Here is a 21,057-nt window from a genome sequence, read left to right as displayed (position 1 = left end):
AACGGTCGATGATGATTCTACGCGCTGTGTAACCACTATAGAATGGATTCCTTCGATGCCGTTTTCTGTCAATGATCGAGAAATACTTTGCGCAGTCAAAGGGGTCGGGCCGACGGTCATCGCTCGACTTGAGCAGATGGGCTATTCGGATCTGGAGCAACTGGCTGCCGCAGACGCCCAAGGCATTGTGGAAAGAGCCGCCGCACTTGTTGGTTCAAGCTGTTGGAAGAATAGTCCCCAGGCGAAGGCGGCGGTTCAGGCCGCTATCGCCGCCGCTACTCGTGCCAGCAAGACGATGGTTGAGCCTGGACTGGTCCACGAGCCGCTGCTGCCCGACCATGCCATCCGCGAACTCGAGAGCATGGCAAACCTCGGCCCCAAGTCAGCAGCCATCCTCGCGGCAGCAGGAATTGACTCCTTGGACCATCTTGCAATGCTCGGCTCAGTTGCTGCCTTTGCGATGGCCAAGCGCTCGGGAGCACGTGTCAGCCTCAATCTCTTGTGGGCAATAGAAGGAGCCTTGACTGGCGAATCCTGGCAAACAGTATCGCGTGAGCACAGGGCCAGCCTTTTGCTGGCGCTCGATTCATATGAGACTGGCGGTCAGCGGCAGTAGCAGCGGCTCCGGCTTTCTTCCTCGCAGCGCCGACTAGCTTGCGTCCGTGTTTGGGTTTCTACTTGAGCGCCGCCTCTTTCGGCAGCAGCGACGGGTCGCCGAAGATCTGCCGGTAGCTGCAGAAAATCGCGCACTGCAGCAGCAGCACGAACTGCAGCATCAGCCAGATGACGGCAATCCGCCCGCCCTGGCTGTCGCCGAGCAGCAGCATGACCCCGATCGAGGCGCCGAAAAACATGGCGCTCCACGCCAGCAGCATCACCATGAACGGGCGGATTGCCCCGAAGATGCCGAAGATGCTGTAAAAGATCGCTTTGCCCGGTGACATCTGCTGCCAGTACGTCAGCGGCGGCGCGAAGCACAGCGCCAGCAGCGCCAGGCTTTGCAGCAGGCCCGTCAGCAGCACCGCCTGCATGTCGGCGGCGCTGATTTTTTGCGCGGCGCGTTCGGCCAGCGGCACGCTCATCTGCTTGATGAATTCGGGCGAAATCATCAGCGCCAGCATCACGCCGAGCAGGATCGACAGACCCAGGTAGATCAGGCCCAGCTTGCACAGGCGGCGCAAGGCCGGCTGGCGAAATCCGGTCAGCAGCACGCCGGGCGTGACCGGCTGGTCCTGCCCGATCAGGTTGCAGGCTTGCAGGATCGCCATGCTGAACGAGGGAACCAGCACCATCGTGATCATCTGTCCGAGCAGCGGAATGGCGCTCAGGGTCAGGCTGAACAGCAGGGTGGCGAACAGCAGCATGGTGAGGATCGCCGGCTGCTTGCGGAACAGGGCGAATCCCTGCTTGATCCAGAGCCATCCGGTGATGGCGGGAAGGCGGCTCATGCGAACAATTCCGGGGCAGGGGTGGCGATGCGCTCGCGCAGGATCCGCTCGAAATGGGTCGGGTCGTGCGGGGTCAGCATTTCGGCTTCGCGCGGCAGGTAGAGGTCGTACAGGCGCGAGAGCCAGAAGCGCAGCGCGGCGGCGCGCAGCATGGGTTGCCAGGCGGCCTGCTCGTCGGCCGTGAACGGGCGTACCGCGTGATAGGCGTCGAGCAGGGCGCGCACGCGGCGCGCATCGAGCACGCCGGTGGCGAGGTCGATGCACCAGTCGTTGACGGTGACGGCCACGTCGAACAGCCAGGTGTCGCAGCCGGCGAAATAGAAATCGAAGAACCCGGTCAGGCGCTCGCCGACGAACATCACATTATTGCGGAACAGGTCCGCATGGACCGGGCCGCGCCCGAGCCGGTGGTAATGGTCGCAGGCCGCAAACGCGCTCTGGAAATGCATCTCGGCGCGCAGCAGGTGGGCGTTGTGCTCGTCGAGGAAGGGCAATACCAGCGGCGTGGTGTCGTTCCACCAGTCCAGGCCGCGCAGATTCGGCTGCTGCAGCGGGAAGTCGCGCGCGGCCAGATGCATCTTCGCCAGCATCGCGCCGACGGCCGCGCAATGGACCGGCTGCGGCGCCATTTGCGAGGTGCCTTCGAGTTTGCTGACGATGGCGGCCGGCTTGCCGTGCAGCGGCACCACCAGCTCGCCCGACTCGTCCGGCACCGGGGCCGGCACCAGCACGCCGCGCTCGGCCAGATGGCGCATCAGCTGCAGATAAAACGGCAACTGCGCAAAACTGAGGTTCTCGAATATCGTCAGCACGTACTCGCCGCGCTCCGTATCGATGAAGAAATTGCTGTTTTCGATGCCGGAACTGATCCCTTTGATGGCGATGGCGTTTCCTAATGGAAACTTCTTCAACAGCAAGGTGAGGTCATCCAGGCTGACCGCGGTAAAAACTGCCATGTGCAAGCGAAGGGTAAGGTGAGTCGATCGATATCGGTGCGCGCGCGCAAGGGGATGCGCGCGGGCGGATGGGGCGGATTACTTGGCTGGAGCGGGCGGTGGCGGCCCCGGGGCCGCCTCGGTGTCGGCGGCGGCCTCGCTGGCGGCTTTTTTCTTCTTGTTCAGGTCGAATTCACCGACCGTCCATTGGGGCGCACGCAGGGTCGAGCCGCTGGCGTCGCCGGTCGAACTGCCGCCGGCGGGATTGGTGCCCTTCATCGTATAGCTGCTCTTGCCGGTTTTGACCTTGACTTCCGTGGTCCGGCCGCCCTCGCGTTTTTCGGTGATCTTGGGCTCGTTCGCACGCGGCGCGGGGGCTGCCGGGGTGACTGGCGCCAGGTTGCCGTCGTCGATGCGTTCGAGCTTCGGCGGCGCGTCGCTCGGTTTGGATTGCTGGGCCCCGGCCAGGGTCGCGTGGGCCAGCAGGCACAGTGCCAGGGTCTTGCAGAGAGAAGAAGTGCGCAGCATGATTGGGTCGCCTTTTGATCGTGTGGACCATTGTAACAAACCCCCGCCCCACCTGTGGAAACACATCGACCAAGTCAGTGCAATTCCTACCGCCCAAGTCCGCCGCCTACAACCGGGGTCAGAGCTCTGATTAGCAACAAATGCCCTTGAACCTCGCAAAACCGCGGTCGGGCCCCGGTTTCTCCGGTTTTGCAAGGAACTGTGCCCCAAAAGTTGCCTAACCGGGGTCAGACCTCCGACTAGCAACAAAAATGTTTCGATTCGGAGGTCTGACCCCGGTTAGGCAATAAAAAAGTTGCGAGTCAGAGCTCTGACCCCGGTGGGGTGATATTTACAGGCGCTTCGCGCTTCGGGCCAGCCGCGCTTTCTGCGATAATGACCGGTACGCTGCCGCGCCCGCTCCTGTCCCGGCTCAACCTCATTTTTGGCACTATGCAAAATACCCTGCTGTTAGTCGACGGTTCCAGTTATCTTTACCGTGCTTTTCACGCCCTGCCCGACCTGCGCAGCCCGGACGGCCATCCCACCGGCGCCATGCACGGCATGGTCAATATGCTGCGCCGCCTGCGCCAGGATTATCCGGCCGCTTTCATCGCTTGCGTGTTCGATGCCAAGGGCAAGACCTTCCGCGACGATATGTACCCGGAATACAAGGCCACGCGCGCGTCCATGCCGGACGACCTGCGCCTGCAGATCGAGCCGATCCACGAAGTGGTGCGCCACATGGGCTGGCCGATCCTGATGGTCGACGGCGTCGAGGCCGACGATGTCATCGGCACCCTGTCGGTCCAGGCGTCAAGCCTGGGCATGAACACCGTCGTTTCCACCGGCGACAAGGACCTGGCGCAGCTGGTCAACGACAAGGTCACCCTGATTAACACGATGAGCAACGAGAAGCTCGATGAAGCCGGCGTGCTGGCCAAGTTCGGCGTGCCGCCCAAGCGCATCATCGATTACCTCACGCTCATCGGCGACACCGTCGACAATATCCCGGGCGTGGCCAAGTGCGGCCCCAAGACCGCCCTCAAGTGGCTGGCGCTGCACGACAGCCTCGATGGCGTGATCGCCAACGCGGCCAGCATCGGCGGCGCGGTCGGCGCGAATCTGCGCCAGGCGCTCGACTGGCTGCCGCAGGGCCGTGCCCTGATCACCGTCAAGACCGATTGCGACCTGGCCGCGCACATGGTGTCGATCGCCGACACCCTGGTGGCCCAGCCGGAAAACAAGGACGGCCTGAAAGCCTTCTTCGAGCGTTACGGCTTCAAGACCTTGCTGCGCGAAGTGATCCAGCGCGACGACGAAGGCGCTCCGCGCGCACTGCTCAATTCCCCCGAGGGCGACCTGTTCCCCGGCGCGGTGGTGCCGGTCATGCGCGGCGAGTACGAGACCGTGGTCACCGAGGCCGACCTGGAACGCTGGCTGGCGCTGGTCGATGCCGCCGAACTGAGCTCGGTCGATACCGAAACCACCTCGCTCGACCCGATGACGGCCCAGATGGTGGGCATTTCGCTGTCGGTCGAAGCAGGCAAGGGCGCTTACATCCCGCTGGCGCACCGCTACGCCGGCGTGCCCGAACAATTGAACCGCGAGGCGGTCCTGGCGCGCATGAAGCCCTGGCTGGAAGATGCGTCCAAGCCGAAGGTCGGCCAGAACCTCAAGTACGACAGCCATATTTTCGCCAACCATGGCGTGACCCTGCGCGGCATCATGCACGACACCCTGCTGCAGTCGTACGTGTTCGAGTCGCACAAGCCGCACGACATGGACAGCATGGCCCTGCGCCACCTGGGCTACACCACGATTCCGTTTACCGAGGTATGCGGCAAGGGCGCCGGCCAGATCTGCTTCGACCAGGTGGAACTGGGGCGCGCGACCGAATACGCGGCCGAGGATTCCGACATCACCCTGCGCCTGCACCAGGCCATGAAGGGCCATGTCGAGAGCGACGAGAAGCTCAATTTCATCTACCGCCAGATCGAGCTGCCGACCTCCGTGGTGCTGCACAAGATCGAACGCAACGGGGTGCTGATCGACGCCGAGCTATTGAACGTGCAGTCGGGCGAACTCGGTGCGCGCATCATGGAGCTCGAGCAAAAAGCCTACGAGCTGGCCGGCGGGCCGTTCAACCTCGGTTCGCCCAAGCAGATCGGCGAGATCTTCTTCGGCAAGCTGCAGCTGCCGGTGATCAAAAAAACCCCGAGCGGGGCGCCGTCGACCGACGAGGAAGTGCTGCAAAAGCTGGCCGAGGACTTCCCGCTGCCGAAAATCCTGCTCGAGTACCGCGGCATGTCCAAGCTCAAGTCGACCTACACCGACAAGCTGCCCAAGATGGTCAACCGCGCGACCGGCCGCGTGCACACCAACTACGCGCAGGCGGTCGCGGTGACGGGGCGCCTGTCGTCGAACGAGCCGAATCTGCAGAACATCCCGATCCGCACCGCCGAAGGACGCCGCATCCGCGAAGCCTTCATCGCCGGGCCGGGCAATGTGATCGTGTCGGCCGACTATTCGCAGATCGAGCTGCGCATCATGGCCCATATTTCGGAAGACGCGGCCATGCTGCGCGCCTTCGCCGAGGGCGAGGATATTCACCGCGCCACCGCCGCCGAAATCTTCGGCCTGCCTCCGGCCGAGGTGCAGGGCGAGCAGCGGCGCTATGCGAAGGTCATCAACTTCGGCCTGATCTACGGCATGAGCGCCTTCGGGCTGGCCGCCAACCTGGGCATCGAGCGCTCGGCGGCGCAAAACTATATCGACAAGTACTTCGCGCGCTTTTCGGGCGTGCGCCAGTACATGGAAGACACGCGCATGCAGGCCAAGGCGCGCGGCTACGTCGAAACCGTGTTCGGACGGCGCCTGTGGCTGCCGGAGATTAATTCGCCGAACGGGCCGCGCCGCCAGGGTGCGGAACGGGCCGCGATCAACGCGCCGATGCAGGGCACGGCGGCGGACCTGATCAAGCTGGCCATGATCGCGGTACAGAACTGGCTGGAGACGGACAAGCTGGGCACGCGCATGATCATGCAGGTGCACGATGAACTGGTACTGGAAGTGCCGCAGGCGGAACTGGAGCTGGTCAAGGCCACGCTGCCGCAATTGATGGCGGGCGTGGCGGCCCTGAAGGTGCCCCTGCTGGCCGAAGTGGGTATTGGCAAAAACTGGGACGAAGCACACTAAAAATTTATATAAATACCTACTGAAAGAGGGAACGATGAAGAGCACATTTATCCGCCTTGGCACGGCATGCACCGTATTCGCCGCACTGGCGCTGACTGCCTGCGGCGGCGGCGGCGGCAACCCCGGCATCAACCGCCCTGGCGGCAGCGGCAACGGCACCACCACCCCGCCGGCGCTGGGCGGCACGTCGGGCACCCTGAACGTGTCGCTGACCGATGCGCCGGCTTGCGGTTTCGATGCCGTCAACGTCACCATCAGCAAGGTGCGCGTGCACCAGAACGCCAGCGCGGCCGATGCCGACGCCGGCTGGTCCGAGGTGGTGCTGGCTCCGCCGCGCAAGATCAATCTGCTCAATCTGACCAACGGCAAGCTCGATCCGCTCGGCTCGACCCCCGTGCCGGCCGGGCGCTACAACCAGGTGCGCCTGGTGCTCGACCCGAACACCGGCGCCGGCATGGCCAACACGGTCACGCCAACCGCGACCAAGGCCGAAACGACCCTGGAAACCCCATCCGCCATCCAGTCCGGCGTGAAGATCGCCAGCAATTTCGAGGTCGTGGCCGGCCAGGCCTACGGCCTGGTGCTCGATTTCGACGCCTGCCGCTCGGTCATCACCAAGGCCGCCGGCGGCTATCTGCTGGCCCCGGTCGTGACCGTCGTGCCCGGCACGGCGAACGGCATCACCGGTTATGTCAGCACCACCTTCGCACGCGATGGCGTGGTGGTCAGCGCGCAGCAGAACGGCAACGTGATCGGCAGCACCGTCGCCGACCCGGCCACCGGCGCGTTTTCGCTCAGCCGCCTGAACCCGGGCGCCTACGATGTGGTCCTGGTCGGCACCGGCCACGCCGCAGCCGTGATCGGCGCCGTGCCTGTGGCCAGTACTTCCGGCACCACGGCGGTCAGCACGGCGGCCGCGCCGATCAACATGCCGGCCAGCCTGATGCGCACCATCAGCGGCACCGTCACCCTGCTGCCGGCGAAAGAGGCCGTGACGCCGTTCGTGAAAATGGTGCAGACGATCTCGGGCGGCAAGAACGTGGTGATCCAGGCGCGCGATACCGGCGCCGGCGGGGGCTACGCGATCAACGCGCTGCCGGTCGCCGCGCCGCAGTACGCCAATTACGGTGCATCCCTGCCGCTGACGTTCAGTCCGGTCACCCCGGTCCAGGGCGTGGGCGGATATCGCGTGGACGCGCTGGCCACCGGTTATGCCACCAAGTCGGTGGCAGTGGTCGATGTGTCGGCCGCCAACCAGGCCAACGTCAACCTGCAGCTGACGACGCCGTAAGGCGACGGCCATCCCGTCCCGCGGCGCGCCATGCCGGCGCCGCGGGCGCGGTGGCGCCTCCGGAGCCGGCCTGCCTGGTTTGGTCCTGATGAGGCCGAACCGGGCGGCTGGCGGCCCGGAGCGGTACAATGCCCGGCTTGCGATCAGCGCAAGTGTCGTTCAAGAGGCTTCAAAATCGATTCAACCCTCATTTCCATCCTGCTGGCAACCACCATCGGGGGTGTGCTCAGCATTTCCGCCGCTGCCGTGTTTTCGTTCGCCCTGCTCTCGAAAATGGTCGAGCGCATGGTCAGCCTGTCGGTCGGGATCATGCTGTCGACCTCGCTCCTGCACGCCTTGCCGGAAGCGTTCGAGTCGGGCGCCGATGTGCGCAGCCTGTTCGCCACCTTGCTGGGCGGCTTGCTTGCATTTTTCATGCTGGAAAAGTTCGCCATCCTGCGCCATTCGCACCATCACGAAGGCGATGGCCACCACCATGCCCACGGGCACGACAAGCGCGAAGCCGGCAAGGCCGGCTGGATGATCCTGCTCGGCGACGGCATGCACAATTTTACCGATGGCATCCTGATCGCCGCGGCCTTCCTGGCCAATCCGGAACTGGGCATCGTCACCGGGCTGGCCATCATCGCCCATGAAATCCCGCAGGAAATCGGCGACTTCATCGTTTTGCTCAACGCCGGCTTTTCGCGCACGCGCGCCTATCTGTTCAACCTGCTGTGCAGCCTGATGGCCGTGGCCGGCGGTTTGCTCGGCTATTTCACCCTGGACCGCGCCAGCGGACTGATTCCGTATGTGCTGGTGTTTGCCTCCTCGGGCTTCCTGTACATTGCCGTCAGCGATTTAATGCCGCAGATGCAACGCCGCGCCACTGTGCGCGAATCCGTTCCGCAAGTATTGCTGATCGGCGTAGGCGTGCTGATCGTGCTGTTTCTCACGCGCGGAACTTAGGCATCGCGGCGGCAATCTTGCCGCTCGCAATAGATATTATTCCGGTCCGGATATTTCATTTCCCTCTGTTATGCACCAGGCGCTGGAATGCGCATGGCATTTAGTCCCCGTCAAACCCGCGCTATTGTTTAGCTCGCCAGCCTCTTTATACTACAAGCCTGAAGCAGGAAAGCGGTGAAGCGAGACCACCTTTTGCCTCGCAACCAGTCTGGAGGATATATGGCTGAAGTCGTGCTATTCCAACATGCCAATTTTCACGGTGCGCATAAACATCTGTTTCGCTCGGAATCGAACCTGAATGCGCCTGATGATAATGCTTTCAATGATCAGGTATCGTCGTTCGTGGTCTTGTCGGGCCGCTGGCAGTTTTTCCGCGATAGCAATTTCCAGGGACCATCGTCCCAGGTATTCGGGCCGGGACTGTATAACTGGGTCGAAGCGGTAAATATTCCGAACGATTCCATTTCGTCGGTGCGGCTGACCTGAGCCGCGGCCGCTAAGGGCGGCGTGCGCGTCGACGCGACATAGGGCGCGCCCGCCGCCTGCAACTCAGTAAGGAGGATATATGGCTGAAGTCGTGCTATACCAACATATCGATTTTCGTGGCCGGGAAAAGCATCTGTACGGCTCGGAACGGAATCTGAACGCTCCCGACGATCATTTTTTCAACGATAAAGTATCGTCGTTTGTCGTGGTATCGGGCCGTTGGAAATTTTACCGCGACAGTGGGTTTCGCGGGCCGGGATCGCGGGTCTTCGGACCCGGGCGTTATCGCTGGGTCGAAGCGGTGGATATTCCGAATGATTCCATTTCGTCGGTGCGCCTGATTGCGGCCTGAGCGGGCCGCGATCCATGACAAGCGCATGCCTGATCATTTCACGCGCTTGTCATCAAGCTGTCACATATCCATGCGAGGCTATGCTCACCATAAAAACAAAAAAGGGGAATATGACCATGCTCAGCAACGTAGTTAATCACATCGACACCTATCGCGCCGCCCGCATCAAGCATCAATCGCCGTACCGGGCCGAAATGGCCGATCTCCCCGCGACGCTGTATCCCTTCTGGAAACGCATCGCGCAGCATGAATTCAAAGGCATCCCCCAGGATGCCTTTTTTTTCGCCCGCGCCGCCGAAGGCTTGATGGCGTTTTTCGACTGCGTGCGCGACAGCGGCATGCCGTGCGGCTTGCCGTCGATGGCGGCCGATTCGGTGTGGCACGCCTGGATGCGCCTCTCGCCCACCGGCCTGAACGCCTTTTGCCGCAAGCACTTCGGGCGCGTCATCCCGCACGTGGAAGCGCTCGACATGGCCGGCGGCATGGAAGGCGCGCTGGCCGCGTGCCTGGTGCGCGCGCGCCGGATCGAGCGCATGCCGGTGGCCGGGCCCAACCTGCCGCGCCTGTTCGCACTGGACCGCATGCTGGCCATGCCCGGCGCTTGCGGCTACCTGCTGTTCAACGGCCAGGTGGCGTCGCTCGCGCTCGACGCGCGCGGGAGCGCCGTCGGCGTGCCGGCCTATGTCGACAGTCTGTGTCCGGAGCGATTGCTGGGGGCTGGCCTGATCAGTGAAGACGAGTACCGCCGCTACGCGCGCAAGGCCGGGCCGGCCGCCAGGGGTGGGCGCGGCACCAGCGAGCGCCATTCCCCCTGCGGCACCGGCGCCTGGGAGGGCCCGAGCGAAGCCGCGGGCGATGCGGGCTGCGGTGGCGGTTGCGGCGGGGGCGGCGATTGAGCGGCGCAGCGCTGGCAATCGCTGCTTCTTGTCAGCCCGCGCCGCGCAGGCGTTTTACGTTCCGGTGGCTACCGGGCGTGCCGGATCGGCGCACCATTCGCTCCACGAGCCCGGGTACAGCGCGGCGCCCGGCAGCCCGGCCACTTCCAGCGCCAGCAGGTTGTGGCAGGCGGTCACGCCCGAGCCGCACTGCATGATGGCATCGGACGGCTTGCCCACCAGCGGCGCCAGTGCCGCCTTGAGCTGGGCGGCATCCTTGAAGCGTCCGTCCGGTCCCAGGTTATCCTTGAAGAAGTGGTTCTTCGCGCCCGGAATATGGCCGCCGACCGGATCGATGGTTTCGTTCTCGCCGCGGAAGCGGTCGGCCGCGCGCGCGTCGAGCACGACGCGCTTGCCGCCGTCGATATTATCGAGGACATCGGCCGCAGAGACGGTCGTCACCAGCGGCGCGCGTTCCGTGATGCCGCCGCTGCGCGATGGCGGCGCGGCCGTCGACAGCGCCAGTCCGGCCGCCTGCCAGGCCGCCAGGCCGCCATCGAGCACCGCTACCGCCGGATGGCCGACCCAGCGCAGCATCCACCACAGGCGCGCCGCGAACATGCCGCCGTGCGCGTCGTAAGCGACCACCTGGCTGTCTTCGTCGATGCCCCAGCTGCGCAGGGTGGCGATCAGGTCGGCGCGCTCCGGCAGCGGATGACGTCCGCGGAAAACGCCGTCGGCGCCGCGCTTGGCGCCCGACAGTTCCGTTTCAATATCGGCAAACAGGGCGTGCGGCAGATGGCCGGCGGCGTAGGCTTCGCGCCCGGCGGAGGGGTTCATCAGGTCGTGGCGGCAGTCGACGATGACCCAGGCCGGGTTGTCGATATGGCCGGCCAGGTCGGCTGCGGAGATCAGTGTCGTGTACATGGGCGTCCTTAAAGTTCGCTTGCGATGGGATCGGTCTTGCTGACGGCGGCGCCGCGCGGTGTGCTTTGCGTATTGTAAAACGTCGCGGCGATACCCGACACAAGAATCACCGCCATCCCAAGCCAGACGTACCAGGTAAATTTGTCTCCCCACAGCAGCATGCCCCACAGGCTGGAAAAGACGATGCCGGTGTACTGCAGGTTGGCCACCACCAGCACCTTGCCGATGCGGTAGGCGCGCGTCATGGCGATCTGCGCGAACAGGGCGGACACGCCAATGGCCAGCAGCAGCGCGGCGCCATGCAGGTTATGCGCGGTGAATAAGGGCGCGCCGGCGCCGCGCCCTTCGAGCAGGGTGCCGGCCAGGCCGGCCGTGGCGGTCATCGCGGAAAAATAGAACACCACGCGGAATTCCGGTTCGCCCAGCTGGCCCAGGCGCCGCACCTGCATGTACGCCATTGCCGACAGCACGCTCGAGAGCAGGCCGACCACGCCGCCGAGCCATTGGTTGGCCGCGATGGCCGGCTGCAGCACCAGCGTGACGCCGACGAAGCTCATGATCACGGCCACCACCAGCGGCCACTCGACGTGGTCCCTGGCGTGCCACCAGCCGGCGCAGAACAGGAAGGCGGCGATCCAGATCGGCGCCATGTAGTTGAGGGTGACGGCGGTGGCCAGCGGCAGTTTGCCGATCGCGAAAAACCACATCCACAGCGACACCACGCCCACGACACTGCGCCACAGATGGTCTTTCACGAACACGGTGCGCAGGCTCAGGCCCTGGTGCTTGACCATGACGAGCAGCATGACGGTACCGATCAGGCCCCGGTACATGACGATTTCGGACGTCGAATACACGCTCGATGCCAGTTTCACGGCCGCGCCCATGGCGGCAAAAGCGAAGCTGGCAAATAACATCCACAGTGCTGCTGCCATGGTTTCCTTAGTGGTCGACGCCGGCCGATGCGGCCGCGGCGGCGCGTTTTTCAGTAACGGTGTTGTAGAACGTGGCGGCGATGCTGGATGCGAGGATCAGCCCCATGCCGAGCCAGACATGCCAGTCGAAGACATCGTGCCAGATCAGGATGCCCCACACGCTGGAGAACACGATGCCGGTGTACTGCAGGTTGGCCACCACCAGCACCTTGCCGGTGCGCCAGGCGCGCGTGAGGGCCATCTGGGCGAACACGCCGGAGGCGCCGATGAACAGCAGCAGGGCCGCGCCGCGCGGCGAATGCGCATGCCAGGCGGCGCCGTCGGGCGAGCCGCCCGGCAGCAGGCTGCCGGCCAGGCCGGCCGCGATGTTGACCGCCAAAAAGTAGAACACCACGCGGTATTCGGGTTCGCCGGCGCGGCTCAGGCGCCGCACCATGGTGTAGGCGACGGCGGCCAGCACGCCGGACAACAGCGCCATCAGCGCGCCGAACCACTGCTGCGCTTCGAAGGCCGGACGCAGGGCCAGTATCACGCCGCCGAAGCTGACGCCGATGGCGGCCAGCAGGGGCAGGGCGATGCGCTGCCTGCCCTGCCACCAGGCGAAGGCGATCACCGCGACCGCGGTCCAGATGGGCGACATGTAATTGAGGGTGACGGCGGTGGCCAGCGGCAGCTTGGTGGCCGCGTAAAACCACATCCAGAGCGACACCACGCCGATCGAACCGCGCCACAGATGCCCGCCCAGGTGTTCGGTGCGCAGCCTGCCGCCCTGGTGGCGTATGAAAAAATACAGGAGGATGATGCCGACCAGGCCGCGGTAGAACACGATTTCGGCCACCGAATACTCGCTCGAGGCCAGCTTCACGGCCGCGCCCATGAGCGAGAACAGGAAGCTCGCTACGAGGATCCAGAGCGCGGCCATCGGTCGGCGCCTACAGCGCCAGGTTGCTGCGGTACCACTCGTGGAAGTGCTGCATGCCGTCTTCCATCGGCGACTGGTACGGCCCCACCTCGTTGACGCCGCGCGCCATCAGGATGCGGCGGCCGGCGTCCATGCGCTGGGCGATTTCATCGTCCTCGATGCAGGTCTCGAAGTAGGCGGCGCGTTCGGCCTCGATGAAGTCGCGCTCGAACAGCACGATCTCTTCGGGGTAGTAGAACTCGACCACGTTGCGCGTCTTTTGCGGGCCGTCCGGCCACAGGGTCGAGACGATCAGCACGTGCGGATACCATTCGACCATGATGTTCGGGTACAGCGTGAACCAGATCGCGCCTTTTTCGGGCGGCACGCCGCCGCGGAACTTGAGCACCTGTTCCTGCCAGCGCTGGTAGATGGGCGAACCGGCCTTGCCCAGGCCGCGGTTCACGCCGACCGTCTGCACGCTGTAATCGCGCCCGAATTCCCAGCGCAGGTCGTCGCAGCTGACAAAGCCGCCCAGGCCCGCGTGGAACGGCTCGACGTGGTAATCCTCCAGGTAGACTTCGATGAAGGTCTTCCAGTTGTAATGACAGGTCTGCACCTCGACGTGGTCGAACATATAGCCCGAAAAATCGAAATCCTTCGTCACCGACAGGGCGGCCAGTTGTTCCATGACGTTGTAGCCGTTCTGCTCGAACAGCAGCCCGTTCCACTCCTGCAGCGCCGTCTTGGACAGGTTCAGGCACGGCGTTTCCGGGAAGTGCGGCGCACCGATCAGCTCACCCTTGAGGTCGTAGGTCCAGCGGTGCAGCGGGCAGACGATATTGTTCGCATTGCCGCGTCCGTTGAACATCAGCGCCTGGCGGTGGCGGCACACATTGGACAGGACTTCGATCCCGTTTGCGTTGCGCACCAGCATGCGGCCCTCATTCTCGGAAGCGAGCGTGGCAAAGTCTCCCGTTTCGGGCACCATCAGCGTATGGCCGACATAGCGCGGGCCATGCTGGAACAATTGCTGCATTTCGCGCTTCAACAGCGCTTCATCAAAGTAAGCATCTACCGGAAGCTGCGCGCATGAGCGCGCCAGCTTGGCGTGGGTAGCCAGATCGGACATCCCAACCCCCCTTTTATATGTGCATCAGCCAAAGAAGAGAAAGAATCCAAAGACCAGTATTTTTAAGTGCGGAATACGGTATTTCGGACAGAACCGGCGATTATAGCGCGGAACGGGCCCTACCGTCTTGGTCCGGCGCGGGAATGTGGTGTGGGCGAATGTAAATGTTGAGGGAAAAACATGGTTTTCATCGATCCAGCCTCAATGCGATAAAATGCCAAATCGCCACCCGTCAGGATGGATTGTTCTAGAATAAGCGATTAGACTGGCCCGCCGCGCAAAAGTTGCATGCTGCGGACTCACATAAAGTAACTATGGCAAAGAAATTAATAGCGGAAAGCGCAGCTGCGCCGGAATCGTTCGAACAGGCCATGGCCGAACTGGCCCAGCTGGTGACCCAGATGGAAGCCGGCCAGTTGCCGCTGGAGGCATCGGTGGCGGCGTACGCGCGCGGCTCGGAGCTGGTGCGCTATTGCGCGGCGCAGCTCGAAAAAGTCGAGTCCCAGGTCAAGGTACTCGAAGGCGACATGCTCAAGCCCTTCGCGGCCGATGGCGCCGGCGAGGGCATGCAATGAGCGGCGCGGCTTTCGGTGACTGGATGAAAACCGTGCAGGCCGGTGTCGAAGAGGCGCTGGGCGCCTTGTTGCCGCCAGCGGGCGCGGTGCCGCACAAGCTGCACGAGGCGATGCGCTACACGGTGCTCGGCGGCGGCAAGCGGGTACGCCCGCTGCTGGTGTTCGCCGCCGGCGCGCTGTATGGCGCCGATGCGCGCGCCCTGGAGCGCGCCGCCGCCGCGGTCGAAATGATCCACGCCTACTCGCTGGTGCATGACGACATGCCCTGCATGGACGACGACGACCTGCGGCGCGGCAAACCGACCGTGCACGTGGCCTACGACGAAGCGACCGCGCTGCTGGTGGGCGATGCGCTGCAGTCGCAAGCTTTCCTGGTGCTGGCCGAAGGCATGGACATTCCAGCGGCGCGCCAGGTGGCGATGCTGCGTTTGCTCGCGCATGCGGCCGGGTCGAGCGGCATGTGCGGCGGCCAGGCGATCGATCTTGACAGCGTCGGCATCAGCCTCACGCTCGAACAGCTCGAACAGATGCACCAGCTCAAAACCGGCGCCCTGCTGCGCGCTTCGGTGGTGCTGGGCGCGCTGGCCGGCGGCGATGTGAGCGATGAGCAGATGACGGCGCTCGACGCCTACGCAAAAGCGATCGGGCTGGCCTTCCAGGTGGTCGACGACGTGCTCGATGCGACCGCCGATTCGGCCACCCTAGGCAAGACCGCGGGCAAGGATGCGGCGGCCAACAAGCCGACCTATGTATCGATTTTGGGCCTGGAGCCATCCAGGGTCTTGGCAGAAAAATTGCGGAACGATGCGCATGTCGCGCTCGCGCCGTTTGGTGAAAAAGCAGATAGGCTGCGCCAGTTGGCGGACCTGATCGTGCAGCGGAAAGCGTAAATGAACTTGCTAGAGACAATCAACGAACCGGCCGAACTGCGCAAGCTGGCACGCGCCCAACTCACGCCCCTGGCGCACGAGTTGCGCCATTTCCTGCTCGATTCCGTGTCCAAGACCGGCGGCCACCTCTCGTCCAACCTGGGCACGGTGGAGCTGACGATTGCGCTGCACTACGTGTTCAACACGCCGCATGACCGCATCGTATGGGACGTGGGCCACCAGACGTATTCGCACAAGATCCTCACCGGCCGGCGCGACCAGATGCACAGCCTGCGCCAGCTGAACGGCATTTCAGGCTTCCCGCGGCGCGACGAAAGCGAATACGACACCTTCGGCACGGCGCACTCGTCGACCTCGATTTCGGCCGCGCTGGGCATGGCGCAGGCGGCCAAGATCAAAGGCGAATCGCGTCACGCGATCGCCGTCATCGGCGACGGCTCCATGACCGCCGGGATGGCCTTCGAGGCGCTCAACAACGCCGGCGTACAGGAAGACATCAACCTGCTGGTGGTATTGAACGATAATGACATGTCGATTTCACCGCCGGTCGGCGCGCTCAATCGCTACCTGGCGCGTTTGATGTCGGGGCAGTTCTACGCGGCCGCCAAGAACGTCGGCAAGTCGGTGCTGCCCGGTCCCGTGCTGGAACTGGCCAAGCGCTTCGAGGAGCATGCCAAGGGCATGGTGGTTCCGGCCACGATGTTCGAGGAATTCGGCTTTAACTACATCGGCCCGATCGACGGCCATGACCTGGACTCGCTCATTCCCACGCTGGAAAACATCAAGAAGCTCAAGGGTCCGCAATTTTTGCACGTGGTGACCAAAAAAGGGCAGGGCTACAAGCTGGCCGAAGCCGATCCGGTGCTGTACCACGGGCCGGGCAAGTTCAATCCGACCGAAGGCATCCTGCCCGCCAAAGCAGGCAAGACCACCTACACGGAAGTCTTCGGCACATGGCTGTGCGACATGGCCGCTGCCGACAAGCGCCTGGTCGGCATCACCCCGGCCATGCGCGAAGGCTCGGGCATGGTGCGCTTCGAAGAGCAGTTCCCGGACCGCTATTTCGACGTCGGCATCGCCGAGCAGCACTCGGTGACCTTCGCCGGCGGCCTGGCGACCGAAGGCCTCAAGCCCGTGGTGGCGATCTACTCCACCTTTTTGCAGCGCGCCTACGACCAGCTGATTCACGACGTGGCGCTGCAAAACCTCGACGTGCTGTTCGCGCTCGACCGCGCGGGCCTGGTCGGCGCCGATGGCGCCACCCACGCCGGCAACTATGACATCCCGTACCTGCGCTGCATTCCGAACATGATCGTCATGGCTGCATCGGACGAAAACGAATGCCGCCAGATGCTCAGCACCGGCTACCAGTACAACGGTCCGGCGGCGGTGCGCTATCCGCGCGGCGCCGGCATTGGTGCGGTCATCGAAAAAGAACTGACAACGCTCCCGATCGGCAAGGGCGAGATCAAACGCGAAGGCCAGAGCGTGGCGATCCTGGCCTTCGGCTCGATGGTGGCGCGCAGTGTCGTGGCGGGCGAGGAGTTGAATGCGACGGTGGCCAATATGCGCTTCATCAAGCCGCTCGACGTGGAGCTGGTCAAGCGGCTGGCGCAGGACCACGACTACCTAGTGACGGTGGAAGAGGGCGCGGTCATGGGCGGCGCCGGTTCCGCCGTGGCCGAAGCGCTGGCGGCCGAAGGCATTCAAAAGCCGCTGCTGATTCTCGGCCTGCCCGACAAATTTATCGACCATGGCGACCCGGCGGCCCTGCTGGCCAGCGTGGGACTCGACGCCAAGGGCATCGCCGCGTCGATCCGCCAGCGCTTCGGCGCCGCCGAACCTCGCCTGGTGGTCAATAACACCTGACACACGATTCGCACGAAACGCTGCGCGACGCCCATCCAACAACAACGCCAACCTTCCGGTTGGCGTTGTTGTTTGGGACGCGATCGGCTCGGAACCCTTGATCGCTCGGCCTATTTGATCGATTCACGAAACAATCTGTTTCATTTACGGTTATATATCCATCAAGTCAAACGGTCTACTCTTCTCTCACGCAATTTAATCCGAGACGAGAGACAATATGACAAGCAATACCAAGCTCACATGGAAGCACTTCCCCGCAGGCCAGAACGGTTTTTTCCGCGCGCCGGTGCTGCTGGAAGGTCCGACTGAAGCACTGCTGATCGACGGCGGCTTTACCCTCTCCGACGGCAAGGCAGTGGCCGACGCCATCGCCGCTGGGGGCAAGTCGCTCAAGACCGTCTACGTCAGCCAGAGCGACCCGGATTACTATTTCAGCCTGGGCGCGCTACGCAGCGCATTTCCCAAGGTGCCCGTGGTTGCGGCGCCTGCCACGGTAGACGCCATCCACGCCAGCGTTCAAAAGAAGCTCGATGTGTGGGGCCCGCAACTGAAGGCCAACGGCCCGCAAACGCTGGCCGATGTCGTGGTGCCCGCCGTATCGGATGCGTCGACCTTGAGCATCGACGGCGAAACCATCGAGATCGTGAATGCCGAAGGGATGAGCAACCGGCGCTACCTGTGGGTGCCTTCGCTCGAAGCCATCTTCGGTGGCGTGCTGGTGTTCTCCGGCGTGCACGTGTGGGTGGCCGATACCGCCGCCCCCGAACTGCGCGCAGCCTGGGTGAAAAACCTGGACGCGATGGCCGCCCGCCAGCCGCGCATCGTGGTACCGGGACACGGAACGGTCGATGCTCCAGCCGATGCATCGGCCATCGCCTACACCCGCGACTACCTGCTCGCGTTCGAGGAAGAAGCCGCAAAGGCCGCCGACAGCGCCGCGCTGATCGCCGCCATGAAGCAGCGCTACCCCGACGCCGGCATGGAAGTGGCCCTGACCACCGGCGCCAAGGTGGTGCTCGGCGAAATGAAGTGGGGTTGATCGTGAGTCCCAATCTGGAGATGCTGCGTTCGACCTACGAAGGCCAGTCCGGCGAGAACGCGACGCGCCTGCTGGACTTGTTGACAAGCGATGCCGAATGGGTCGAAGCGGCCGGCTTTCCGTACGCCGGCACCTTCCGCGGCCCCGACGCGATCGTGGCCAATGTGTTCAAGCGGCTTGCCACCGAGTGGACCGGCTACCGCGCCGAGGCGGAAAGCTACCTTGAACAGGGCGACCAGATCGTCGCCTTCGGTTTTTACTCAGGCACCTACAAGGAAACCGGGCGCGCCATGCGGGCCGCCTTTGCCCATCACTACACCTTCAGGGATGGCAAGATCGCGCGCATGGTGCAGTACGTCGACAGTCACACGGTGCGCCAGGCGATGCAGGCCTGATGCATTCGGCGGGATGGTTATCTGAAGATCGCGTCGATCCGCGCGCGCAGCACCGGCACCAGATCCTGCTCGAACCACGGATTGCGCTGCAGCCAGGGCGTGTTGCGCGGCGCTGGATGCGGCAGGGGGAAATACGCCGGTGCCACATCGCGCCACGCCTGGACTGTCCCGGTCAATGACGGTTTGCGGCGCGGGCCCAGAAAGTGCCGCTGGGTGTCAGTCATCCGCGTTGGGGATTGTGGCGCGAGCGCGGAACCGTGCGCACATCGACCACGCAGCCGATTTCGTTAGTGGCTAGAAGATCGAGAAACGCATCCAGCGGCCGGTTGGAGTGACGGATCGTACAAACGATGATGTCGATTGGCGCGGCGGGACGAACTTTGCTGGGCTTTTCCACGAGTGTGCAAAAAATAGCTGCTTGCTGTCAGGGATGGCGTGAATTGCTACATTCGATGATAGCACCGCCTTTGCGGTGTACGATTGGCGGGACGGCAGGCCTTCAGAGATCGTCCATATCGATGATGGAAGGCAGCGCTTCGATCTCCAGATAATCGACCTGCGCGATCGACTGGCGCCAATCGTCCAGATGCAGCGCAAGTAAGGGCCGCAACGCTTCCTTGAACGCGCACCGGTTTTCCTCGGTGATCAACGGAGCTGCCAGCCTGTCATCGAGCAGAAACGATTCCGACCATTTCGCTTGCGGCGACCGGTCGCCCAGATCGGCAGGGAAGGCACTTCCCGTATCCCAGATCTTCCGTGTCAGGCCGAGCCACAACAATATCTGCGCGCGCCAGTGCGGATCGTCAATCGCAAAGATCGAGTCCACCCAACCCTTGATGTCGCGAGGGTCGAGATACTTCAGGCAGAAGAACAGCGATACCGACAGGTCGCTGCAGACATCCCACCAACCCCACGACTCATAGGGACTGGCGGGCGGACCATTGAAAACATGCTCCAGGATCAGCCGGCCGTCCCGCCAGCGCGACGGTCCCATGATGACCTGTCCCAGCGTCTGCAACACTTCGTCATAGGTCCAATCATGGATGCGGACCGGGTAATGGATAAAGAACGCCGTCGCCAGCATCTCTATGATGGGCCGCTGCGCTGGCGCCTGCTTTATCTCTATCAGCCTGGGAAGCAGGTAAGCGAACCAGTCATCCCATTCGTTCATATGGCCGAAGCTGGACGTCCCGCTGGCGATGTCCCACAGCGTCTCGTCGATCTGACTGTCGGAGAGCTGATCGACGGCCGTGGTGCGCAGATAGTCGTACATCTTGCGGTCACCACTCATGAACCATGCTTCGCCCATCACCACCGATGGTTTGGGCGCCGCCTGGGCCATGCGCGCGAGCGCTTGCGGGTCGGGTCCCGTGCCGGGCTGCCAACTGAAGCCGGGGCTGGACGCCGGCAGGCGCTTGGCGCGCTTGCCCACTTACTTGCGCACGCGTGCCAGTTCGGCCTTGAGCCACTCGGCGCTGTTGACTACCGCCGTGCCGGGGCAGCGCATCTGGTACGGGTTGCCGCTCATGCTGCTGCCGGTCGCGCCACGCTCGATGAAGCTTTCGCTGTTCGTCAACATCTTCTTCTTGTCGAGATAGTCGTACTTCTTTTGCAGGTGCGCGCGCGCCGCCCTGGCGTCGTGCCAGCTGCCGTTGCGGTTGAACTGGCACTGCGATTTTTCGACCGCGTCGAGCAGGCGCGTGACTTCGGTGCGGGTGACGTCGGGCGTGGCGGCGAACGCGCTGCCGGCGCTCCACAGTGCTGCGGTCAACACGCCGGTGATTGCTGTCTTCATTGTGTTTTTTCCTGTGTCTCAGGCTGCAACTTGAGCATGCTCTCTTCCATGTTCCTGCACATCGCGGTATCGTCGTGCGCAGTGTCGTCGATGTATTTCGCGCGCGGCGATGTCGCGTAAATGCGCATGATTTTCTTCTGCTCGTCCAGGCCCACGTGGAACTTGCCCGGTGCGACCGGCAAGAACGAGGGACCCTTGAGCAGATACAAAGCAGGGAGCGCCGGCCCTTCGTGTGCCGACTGCACCTGGCCCAGGCTGTAATGCATGAAGGAGTCCAGCGGCACCAGGACCTGCGGCGGAAATTCCTTGGCGGTCGTGGCGAGTACCTTGTCGATCTTGACGTGCAGGCGGATCGTATTGCCCATGCAAGGCCCCGTCCTGGCCTTGGGGTCGTTGCTGACACGTTCCGATTTATCGATCAGATCGACCTTCACGACGCGGCCGATGGCAATGTGGTCGGCCTTGCGCGCCATTTCGTCGGTCGACATCTGGATCGGGAGCGATGCCGATGCCGCCAGCGGCAGCACGGCAAGCGCCACTGCGAGAAATCGTTTCATGC

General features: G+C 63.6%; 24 protein-coding genes. 12 read left to right on the top strand and 12 right to left on the bottom strand.

Translation table 11 applies throughout. From position 1 onward, the window contains the following. The first annotated feature begins 55 nt into the window (after positions 1-55). Positions 56-616 (top strand): TfoX/Sxy family protein, encoded by a 561-nt coding sequence (locus RBA41_RS10540; RefSeq protein ID WP_306623624.1) that lies wholly within the window; start codon positions 56-58, stop codon positions 614-616. A 58-nt stretch (positions 617-674) separates the two neighbouring features. Here the strand turns inward: RBA41_RS10540 and RBA41_RS10535 are convergent, their stop codons facing one another. From RBA41_RS10535 to RBA41_RS10525, 3 genes are all read right to left on the bottom strand, one after another. Then, complete coding sequence (locus tag RBA41_RS10535; RefSeq protein ID WP_306623623.1) at positions 675-1,448, bottom strand: BPSS1780 family membrane protein; 774 nt, start codon at positions 1,446-1,448, stop codon at positions 675-677. After that, a complete protein-coding gene (locus RBA41_RS10530; RefSeq protein WP_306623622.1) occupies positions 1,445-2,404 on the bottom strand; it encodes a homoserine kinase in 960 nt (319 codons plus the stop codon). Before RBA41_RS10530 ends, RBA41_RS10535 begins: the two co-directional genes overlap by 4 nt. A gap of 78 nt (positions 2,405-2,482) precedes the next feature. Then, a complete protein-coding gene (locus RBA41_RS10525) occupies positions 2,483-2,911 on the bottom strand; it encodes a hypothetical protein (RefSeq protein ID WP_306623621.1) in 429 nt (142 codons plus the stop codon). Positions 2,912-3,343: 432 nt separating this feature from the next. On the opposite strand from RBA41_RS10525, the gene polA reads away from it, so the two are divergent. From polA to RBA41_RS10495, 6 genes are all read left to right on the top strand, one after another. Then, the gene (polA, locus tag RBA41_RS10520; RefSeq protein WP_306623620.1) at positions 3,344-6,088 is read left to right on the top strand and encodes a DNA polymerase I; all 2,745 of its coding nucleotides are present in this window, start codon (positions 3,344-3,346) and stop codon (positions 6,086-6,088) included. Between the two features lie 34 nt (positions 6,089-6,122). After that, the gene (locus tag RBA41_RS10515; protein ID WP_306623619.1) at positions 6,123-7,379 is read left to right on the top strand and encodes a DUF4382 domain-containing protein; all 1,257 of its coding nucleotides are present in this window, start codon (positions 6,123-6,125) and stop codon (positions 7,377-7,379) included. A gap of 198 nt (positions 7,380-7,577) precedes the next feature. Beyond that, positions 7,578-8,327 (top strand): ZIP family metal transporter, encoded by a 750-nt coding sequence (locus RBA41_RS10510; protein WP_306623822.1) that lies wholly within the window; start codon positions 7,578-7,580, stop codon positions 8,325-8,327. 219 nt (positions 8,328-8,546) lie between these two features. Beyond that, positions 8,547-8,813, top strand: coding sequence for a beta/gamma crystallin-related protein (locus RBA41_RS10505; RefSeq protein WP_306623618.1), 267 nt, complete (start codon positions 8,547-8,549; stop codon positions 8,811-8,813). Between the two features lie 79 nt (positions 8,814-8,892). After that, complete coding sequence (locus tag RBA41_RS10500) at positions 8,893-9,165, top strand: beta/gamma crystallin-related protein (RefSeq protein WP_306623617.1); 273 nt, start codon at positions 8,893-8,895, stop codon at positions 9,163-9,165. Positions 9,166-9,281: 116 nt separating this feature from the next. Continuing rightward, positions 9,282-10,061, top strand: a complete 780-nt coding sequence (locus tag RBA41_RS10495) for a UCP032817 domain-containing protein (protein ID WP_306623616.1) — start codon at positions 9,282-9,284, stop codon at positions 10,059-10,061. A gap of 54 nt (positions 10,062-10,115) precedes the next feature. Here RBA41_RS10495 and RBA41_RS10490 read toward each other — a convergent pair whose 3' ends face one another. From RBA41_RS10490 to RBA41_RS10475, 4 genes are read right to left on the bottom strand one after another with little or no spacing between them, the layout of a single operon-like run. Continuing rightward, positions 10,116-10,967, bottom strand: a complete 852-nt coding sequence (locus RBA41_RS10490) for a sulfurtransferase (protein WP_306623615.1) — start codon at positions 10,965-10,967, stop codon at positions 10,116-10,118. 8 nt (positions 10,968-10,975) lie between these two features. Further along, positions 10,976-11,902, bottom strand: coding sequence for a DMT family transporter (locus tag RBA41_RS10485; RefSeq protein ID WP_306623614.1), 927 nt, complete (start codon positions 11,900-11,902; stop codon positions 10,976-10,978). Between the two features lie 7 nt (positions 11,903-11,909). Beyond that, positions 11,910-12,824 carry a DMT family transporter gene (locus tag RBA41_RS10480; protein WP_306623613.1) on the bottom strand — a complete coding sequence of 305 codons (915 nt, stop codon included), beginning with the start codon at positions 12,822-12,824 and terminating at the stop codon, positions 11,910-11,912. A gap of 10 nt (positions 12,825-12,834) precedes the next feature. After that, positions 12,835-13,935, bottom strand: coding sequence for an aromatic ring-hydroxylating oxygenase subunit alpha (locus RBA41_RS10475; protein ID WP_306623612.1), 1,101 nt, complete (start codon positions 13,933-13,935; stop codon positions 12,835-12,837). Between the two features lie 314 nt (positions 13,936-14,249). On the opposite strand from RBA41_RS10475, the gene RBA41_RS10470 reads away from it, so the two are divergent. The 5 genes from RBA41_RS10470 to RBA41_RS10450 all read left to right on the top strand — a co-directional run bounded on the left by RBA41_RS10470 (position 14,250) and on the right by RBA41_RS10450 (position 18,703). Continuing rightward, positions 14,250-14,510 (top strand): exodeoxyribonuclease VII small subunit, encoded by a 261-nt coding sequence (locus RBA41_RS10470; RefSeq protein WP_054266369.1) that lies wholly within the window; start codon positions 14,250-14,252, stop codon positions 14,508-14,510. Then, positions 14,507-15,400 (top strand): polyprenyl synthetase family protein, encoded by an 894-nt coding sequence (locus RBA41_RS10465; protein WP_306623611.1) that lies wholly within the window; start codon positions 14,507-14,509, stop codon positions 15,398-15,400. Before RBA41_RS10470 ends, RBA41_RS10465 begins: the two co-directional genes overlap by 4 nt. Then, complete coding sequence (gene dxs / locus RBA41_RS10460) at positions 15,401-17,269, top strand: 1-deoxy-D-xylulose-5-phosphate synthase (RefSeq protein ID WP_306623610.1); 1,869 nt, start codon at positions 15,401-15,403, stop codon at positions 17,267-17,269. A gap of 217 nt (positions 17,270-17,486) precedes the next feature. Continuing rightward, a complete protein-coding gene (locus RBA41_RS10455; protein WP_306623609.1) occupies positions 17,487-18,308 on the top strand; it encodes an MBL fold metallo-hydrolase in 822 nt (273 codons plus the stop codon). A gap of 2 nt (positions 18,309-18,310) precedes the next feature. Further along, positions 18,311-18,703 carry a nuclear transport factor 2 family protein gene (locus RBA41_RS10450; protein ID WP_306623607.1) on the top strand — a complete coding sequence of 131 codons (393 nt, stop codon included), beginning with the start codon at positions 18,311-18,313 and terminating at the stop codon, positions 18,701-18,703. A gap of 17 nt (positions 18,704-18,720) precedes the next feature. On the opposite strand, the gene RBA41_RS10445 is transcribed toward RBA41_RS10450, so the two are convergent. The 5 genes from RBA41_RS10445 to RBA41_RS10425 all read right to left on the bottom strand — a co-directional run bounded on the left by RBA41_RS10445 (position 18,721) and on the right by RBA41_RS10425 (position 21,055). Beyond that, positions 18,721-18,879 carry a uracil-DNA glycosylase family protein gene (locus tag RBA41_RS10445; RefSeq protein ID WP_306623605.1) on the bottom strand — a complete coding sequence of 53 codons (159 nt, stop codon included), beginning with the start codon at positions 18,877-18,879 and terminating at the stop codon, positions 18,721-18,723. A gap of 44 nt (positions 18,880-18,923) precedes the next feature. Next, positions 18,924-19,100 carry a DUF488 family protein gene (locus RBA41_RS10440; RefSeq protein ID WP_374709529.1) on the bottom strand — a complete coding sequence of 59 codons (177 nt, stop codon included), beginning with the start codon at positions 19,098-19,100 and terminating at the stop codon, positions 18,924-18,926. Positions 19,101-19,202: 102 nt separating this feature from the next. Beyond that, complete coding sequence (locus RBA41_RS10435) at positions 19,203-20,135, bottom strand: hypothetical protein (protein ID WP_306623603.1); 933 nt, start codon at positions 20,133-20,135, stop codon at positions 19,203-19,205. Beyond that, positions 20,136-20,498, bottom strand: coding sequence for a DUF5329 family protein (locus tag RBA41_RS10430; protein ID WP_306623601.1), 363 nt, complete (start codon positions 20,496-20,498; stop codon positions 20,136-20,138). Further along, positions 20,495-21,055, bottom strand: a complete 561-nt coding sequence (locus tag RBA41_RS10425) for a hypothetical protein (protein ID WP_306623599.1) — start codon at positions 21,053-21,055, stop codon at positions 20,495-20,497. The genes RBA41_RS10430 and RBA41_RS10425 overlap by 4 nt, the downstream gene beginning before the upstream one ends. Positions 21,056-21,057 lie beyond the last annotated feature (2 nt).

The organism is Massilia scottii (assembly GCF_030846495.1).
GTDB lineage: Bacteria > Pseudomonadota > Gammaproteobacteria > Burkholderiales > Burkholderiaceae_D > Telluria_A > Telluria_A violaceinigra.
The sequence above is the reverse complement of the archived record's forward strand: the minus strand, read 5'-3'. Positions and strand labels throughout refer to the sequence as shown.

Coding starts and splice junctions, on each gene's coding strand:
- RBA41_RS10470 (WP_054266369.1), top strand. CDS start 14,250: ATGGCAAAGAAATTAATAGCGGAAAGCGCAGCTGCGCCGGAATCGTTC.
- RBA41_RS10525 (WP_306623621.1), bottom strand. CDS start 2,911: ATGCTGCGCACTTCTTCTCTCTGCAAGACCCTGGCACTGTGCCTGCTG.
- RBA41_RS10430 (WP_306623601.1), bottom strand. CDS start 20,498: ATGAAGACAGCAATCACCGGCGTGTTGACCGCAGCACTGTGGAGCGCC.
- RBA41_RS10490 (WP_306623615.1), bottom strand. CDS start 10,967: ATGTACACGACACTGATCTCCGCAGCCGACCTGGCCGGCCATATCGAC.
- RBA41_RS10500 (WP_306623617.1), top strand. CDS start 8,893: ATGGCTGAAGTCGTGCTATACCAACATATCGATTTTCGTGGCCGGGAA.
- RBA41_RS10485 (WP_306623614.1), bottom strand. CDS start 11,902: ATGGCAGCAGCACTGTGGATGTTATTTGCCAGCTTCGCTTTTGCCGCC.
- RBA41_RS10465 (WP_306623611.1), top strand. CDS start 14,507: ATGAGCGGCGCGGCTTTCGGTGACTGGATGAAAACCGTGCAGGCCGGT.
- RBA41_RS10530 (WP_306623622.1), bottom strand. CDS start 2,404: ATGGCAGTTTTTACCGCGGTCAGCCTGGATGACCTCACCTTGCTGTTG.
- polA (WP_306623620.1), top strand. CDS start 3,344: ATGCAAAATACCCTGCTGTTAGTCGACGGTTCCAGTTATCTTTACCGT.
- RBA41_RS10515 (WP_306623619.1), top strand. CDS start 6,123: ATGAAGAGCACATTTATCCGCCTTGGCACGGCATGCACCGTATTCGCC.
- dxs (WP_306623610.1), top strand. CDS start 15,401: ATGAACTTGCTAGAGACAATCAACGAACCGGCCGAACTGCGCAAGCTG.
- RBA41_RS10505 (WP_306623618.1), top strand. CDS start 8,547: ATGGCTGAAGTCGTGCTATTCCAACATGCCAATTTTCACGGTGCGCAT.
- RBA41_RS10540 (WP_306623624.1), top strand. CDS start 56: ATGCCGTTTTCTGTCAATGATCGAGAAATACTTTGCGCAGTCAAAGGG.
- RBA41_RS10475 (WP_306623612.1), bottom strand. CDS start 13,935: ATGTCCGATCTGGCTACCCACGCCAAGCTGGCGCGCTCATGCGCGCAG.
- RBA41_RS10425 (WP_306623599.1), bottom strand. CDS start 21,055: ATGAAACGATTTCTCGCAGTGGCGCTTGCCGTGCTGCCGCTGGCGGCA.
- RBA41_RS10455 (WP_306623609.1), top strand. CDS start 17,487: ATGACAAGCAATACCAAGCTCACATGGAAGCACTTCCCCGCAGGCCAG.
- RBA41_RS10535 (WP_306623623.1), bottom strand. CDS start 1,448: ATGAGCCGCCTTCCCGCCATCACCGGATGGCTCTGGATCAAGCAGGGA.
- RBA41_RS10480 (WP_306623613.1), bottom strand. CDS start 12,824: ATGGCCGCGCTCTGGATCCTCGTAGCGAGCTTCCTGTTCTCGCTCATG.
- RBA41_RS10495 (WP_306623616.1), top strand. CDS start 9,282: ATGCTCAGCAACGTAGTTAATCACATCGACACCTATCGCGCCGCCCGC.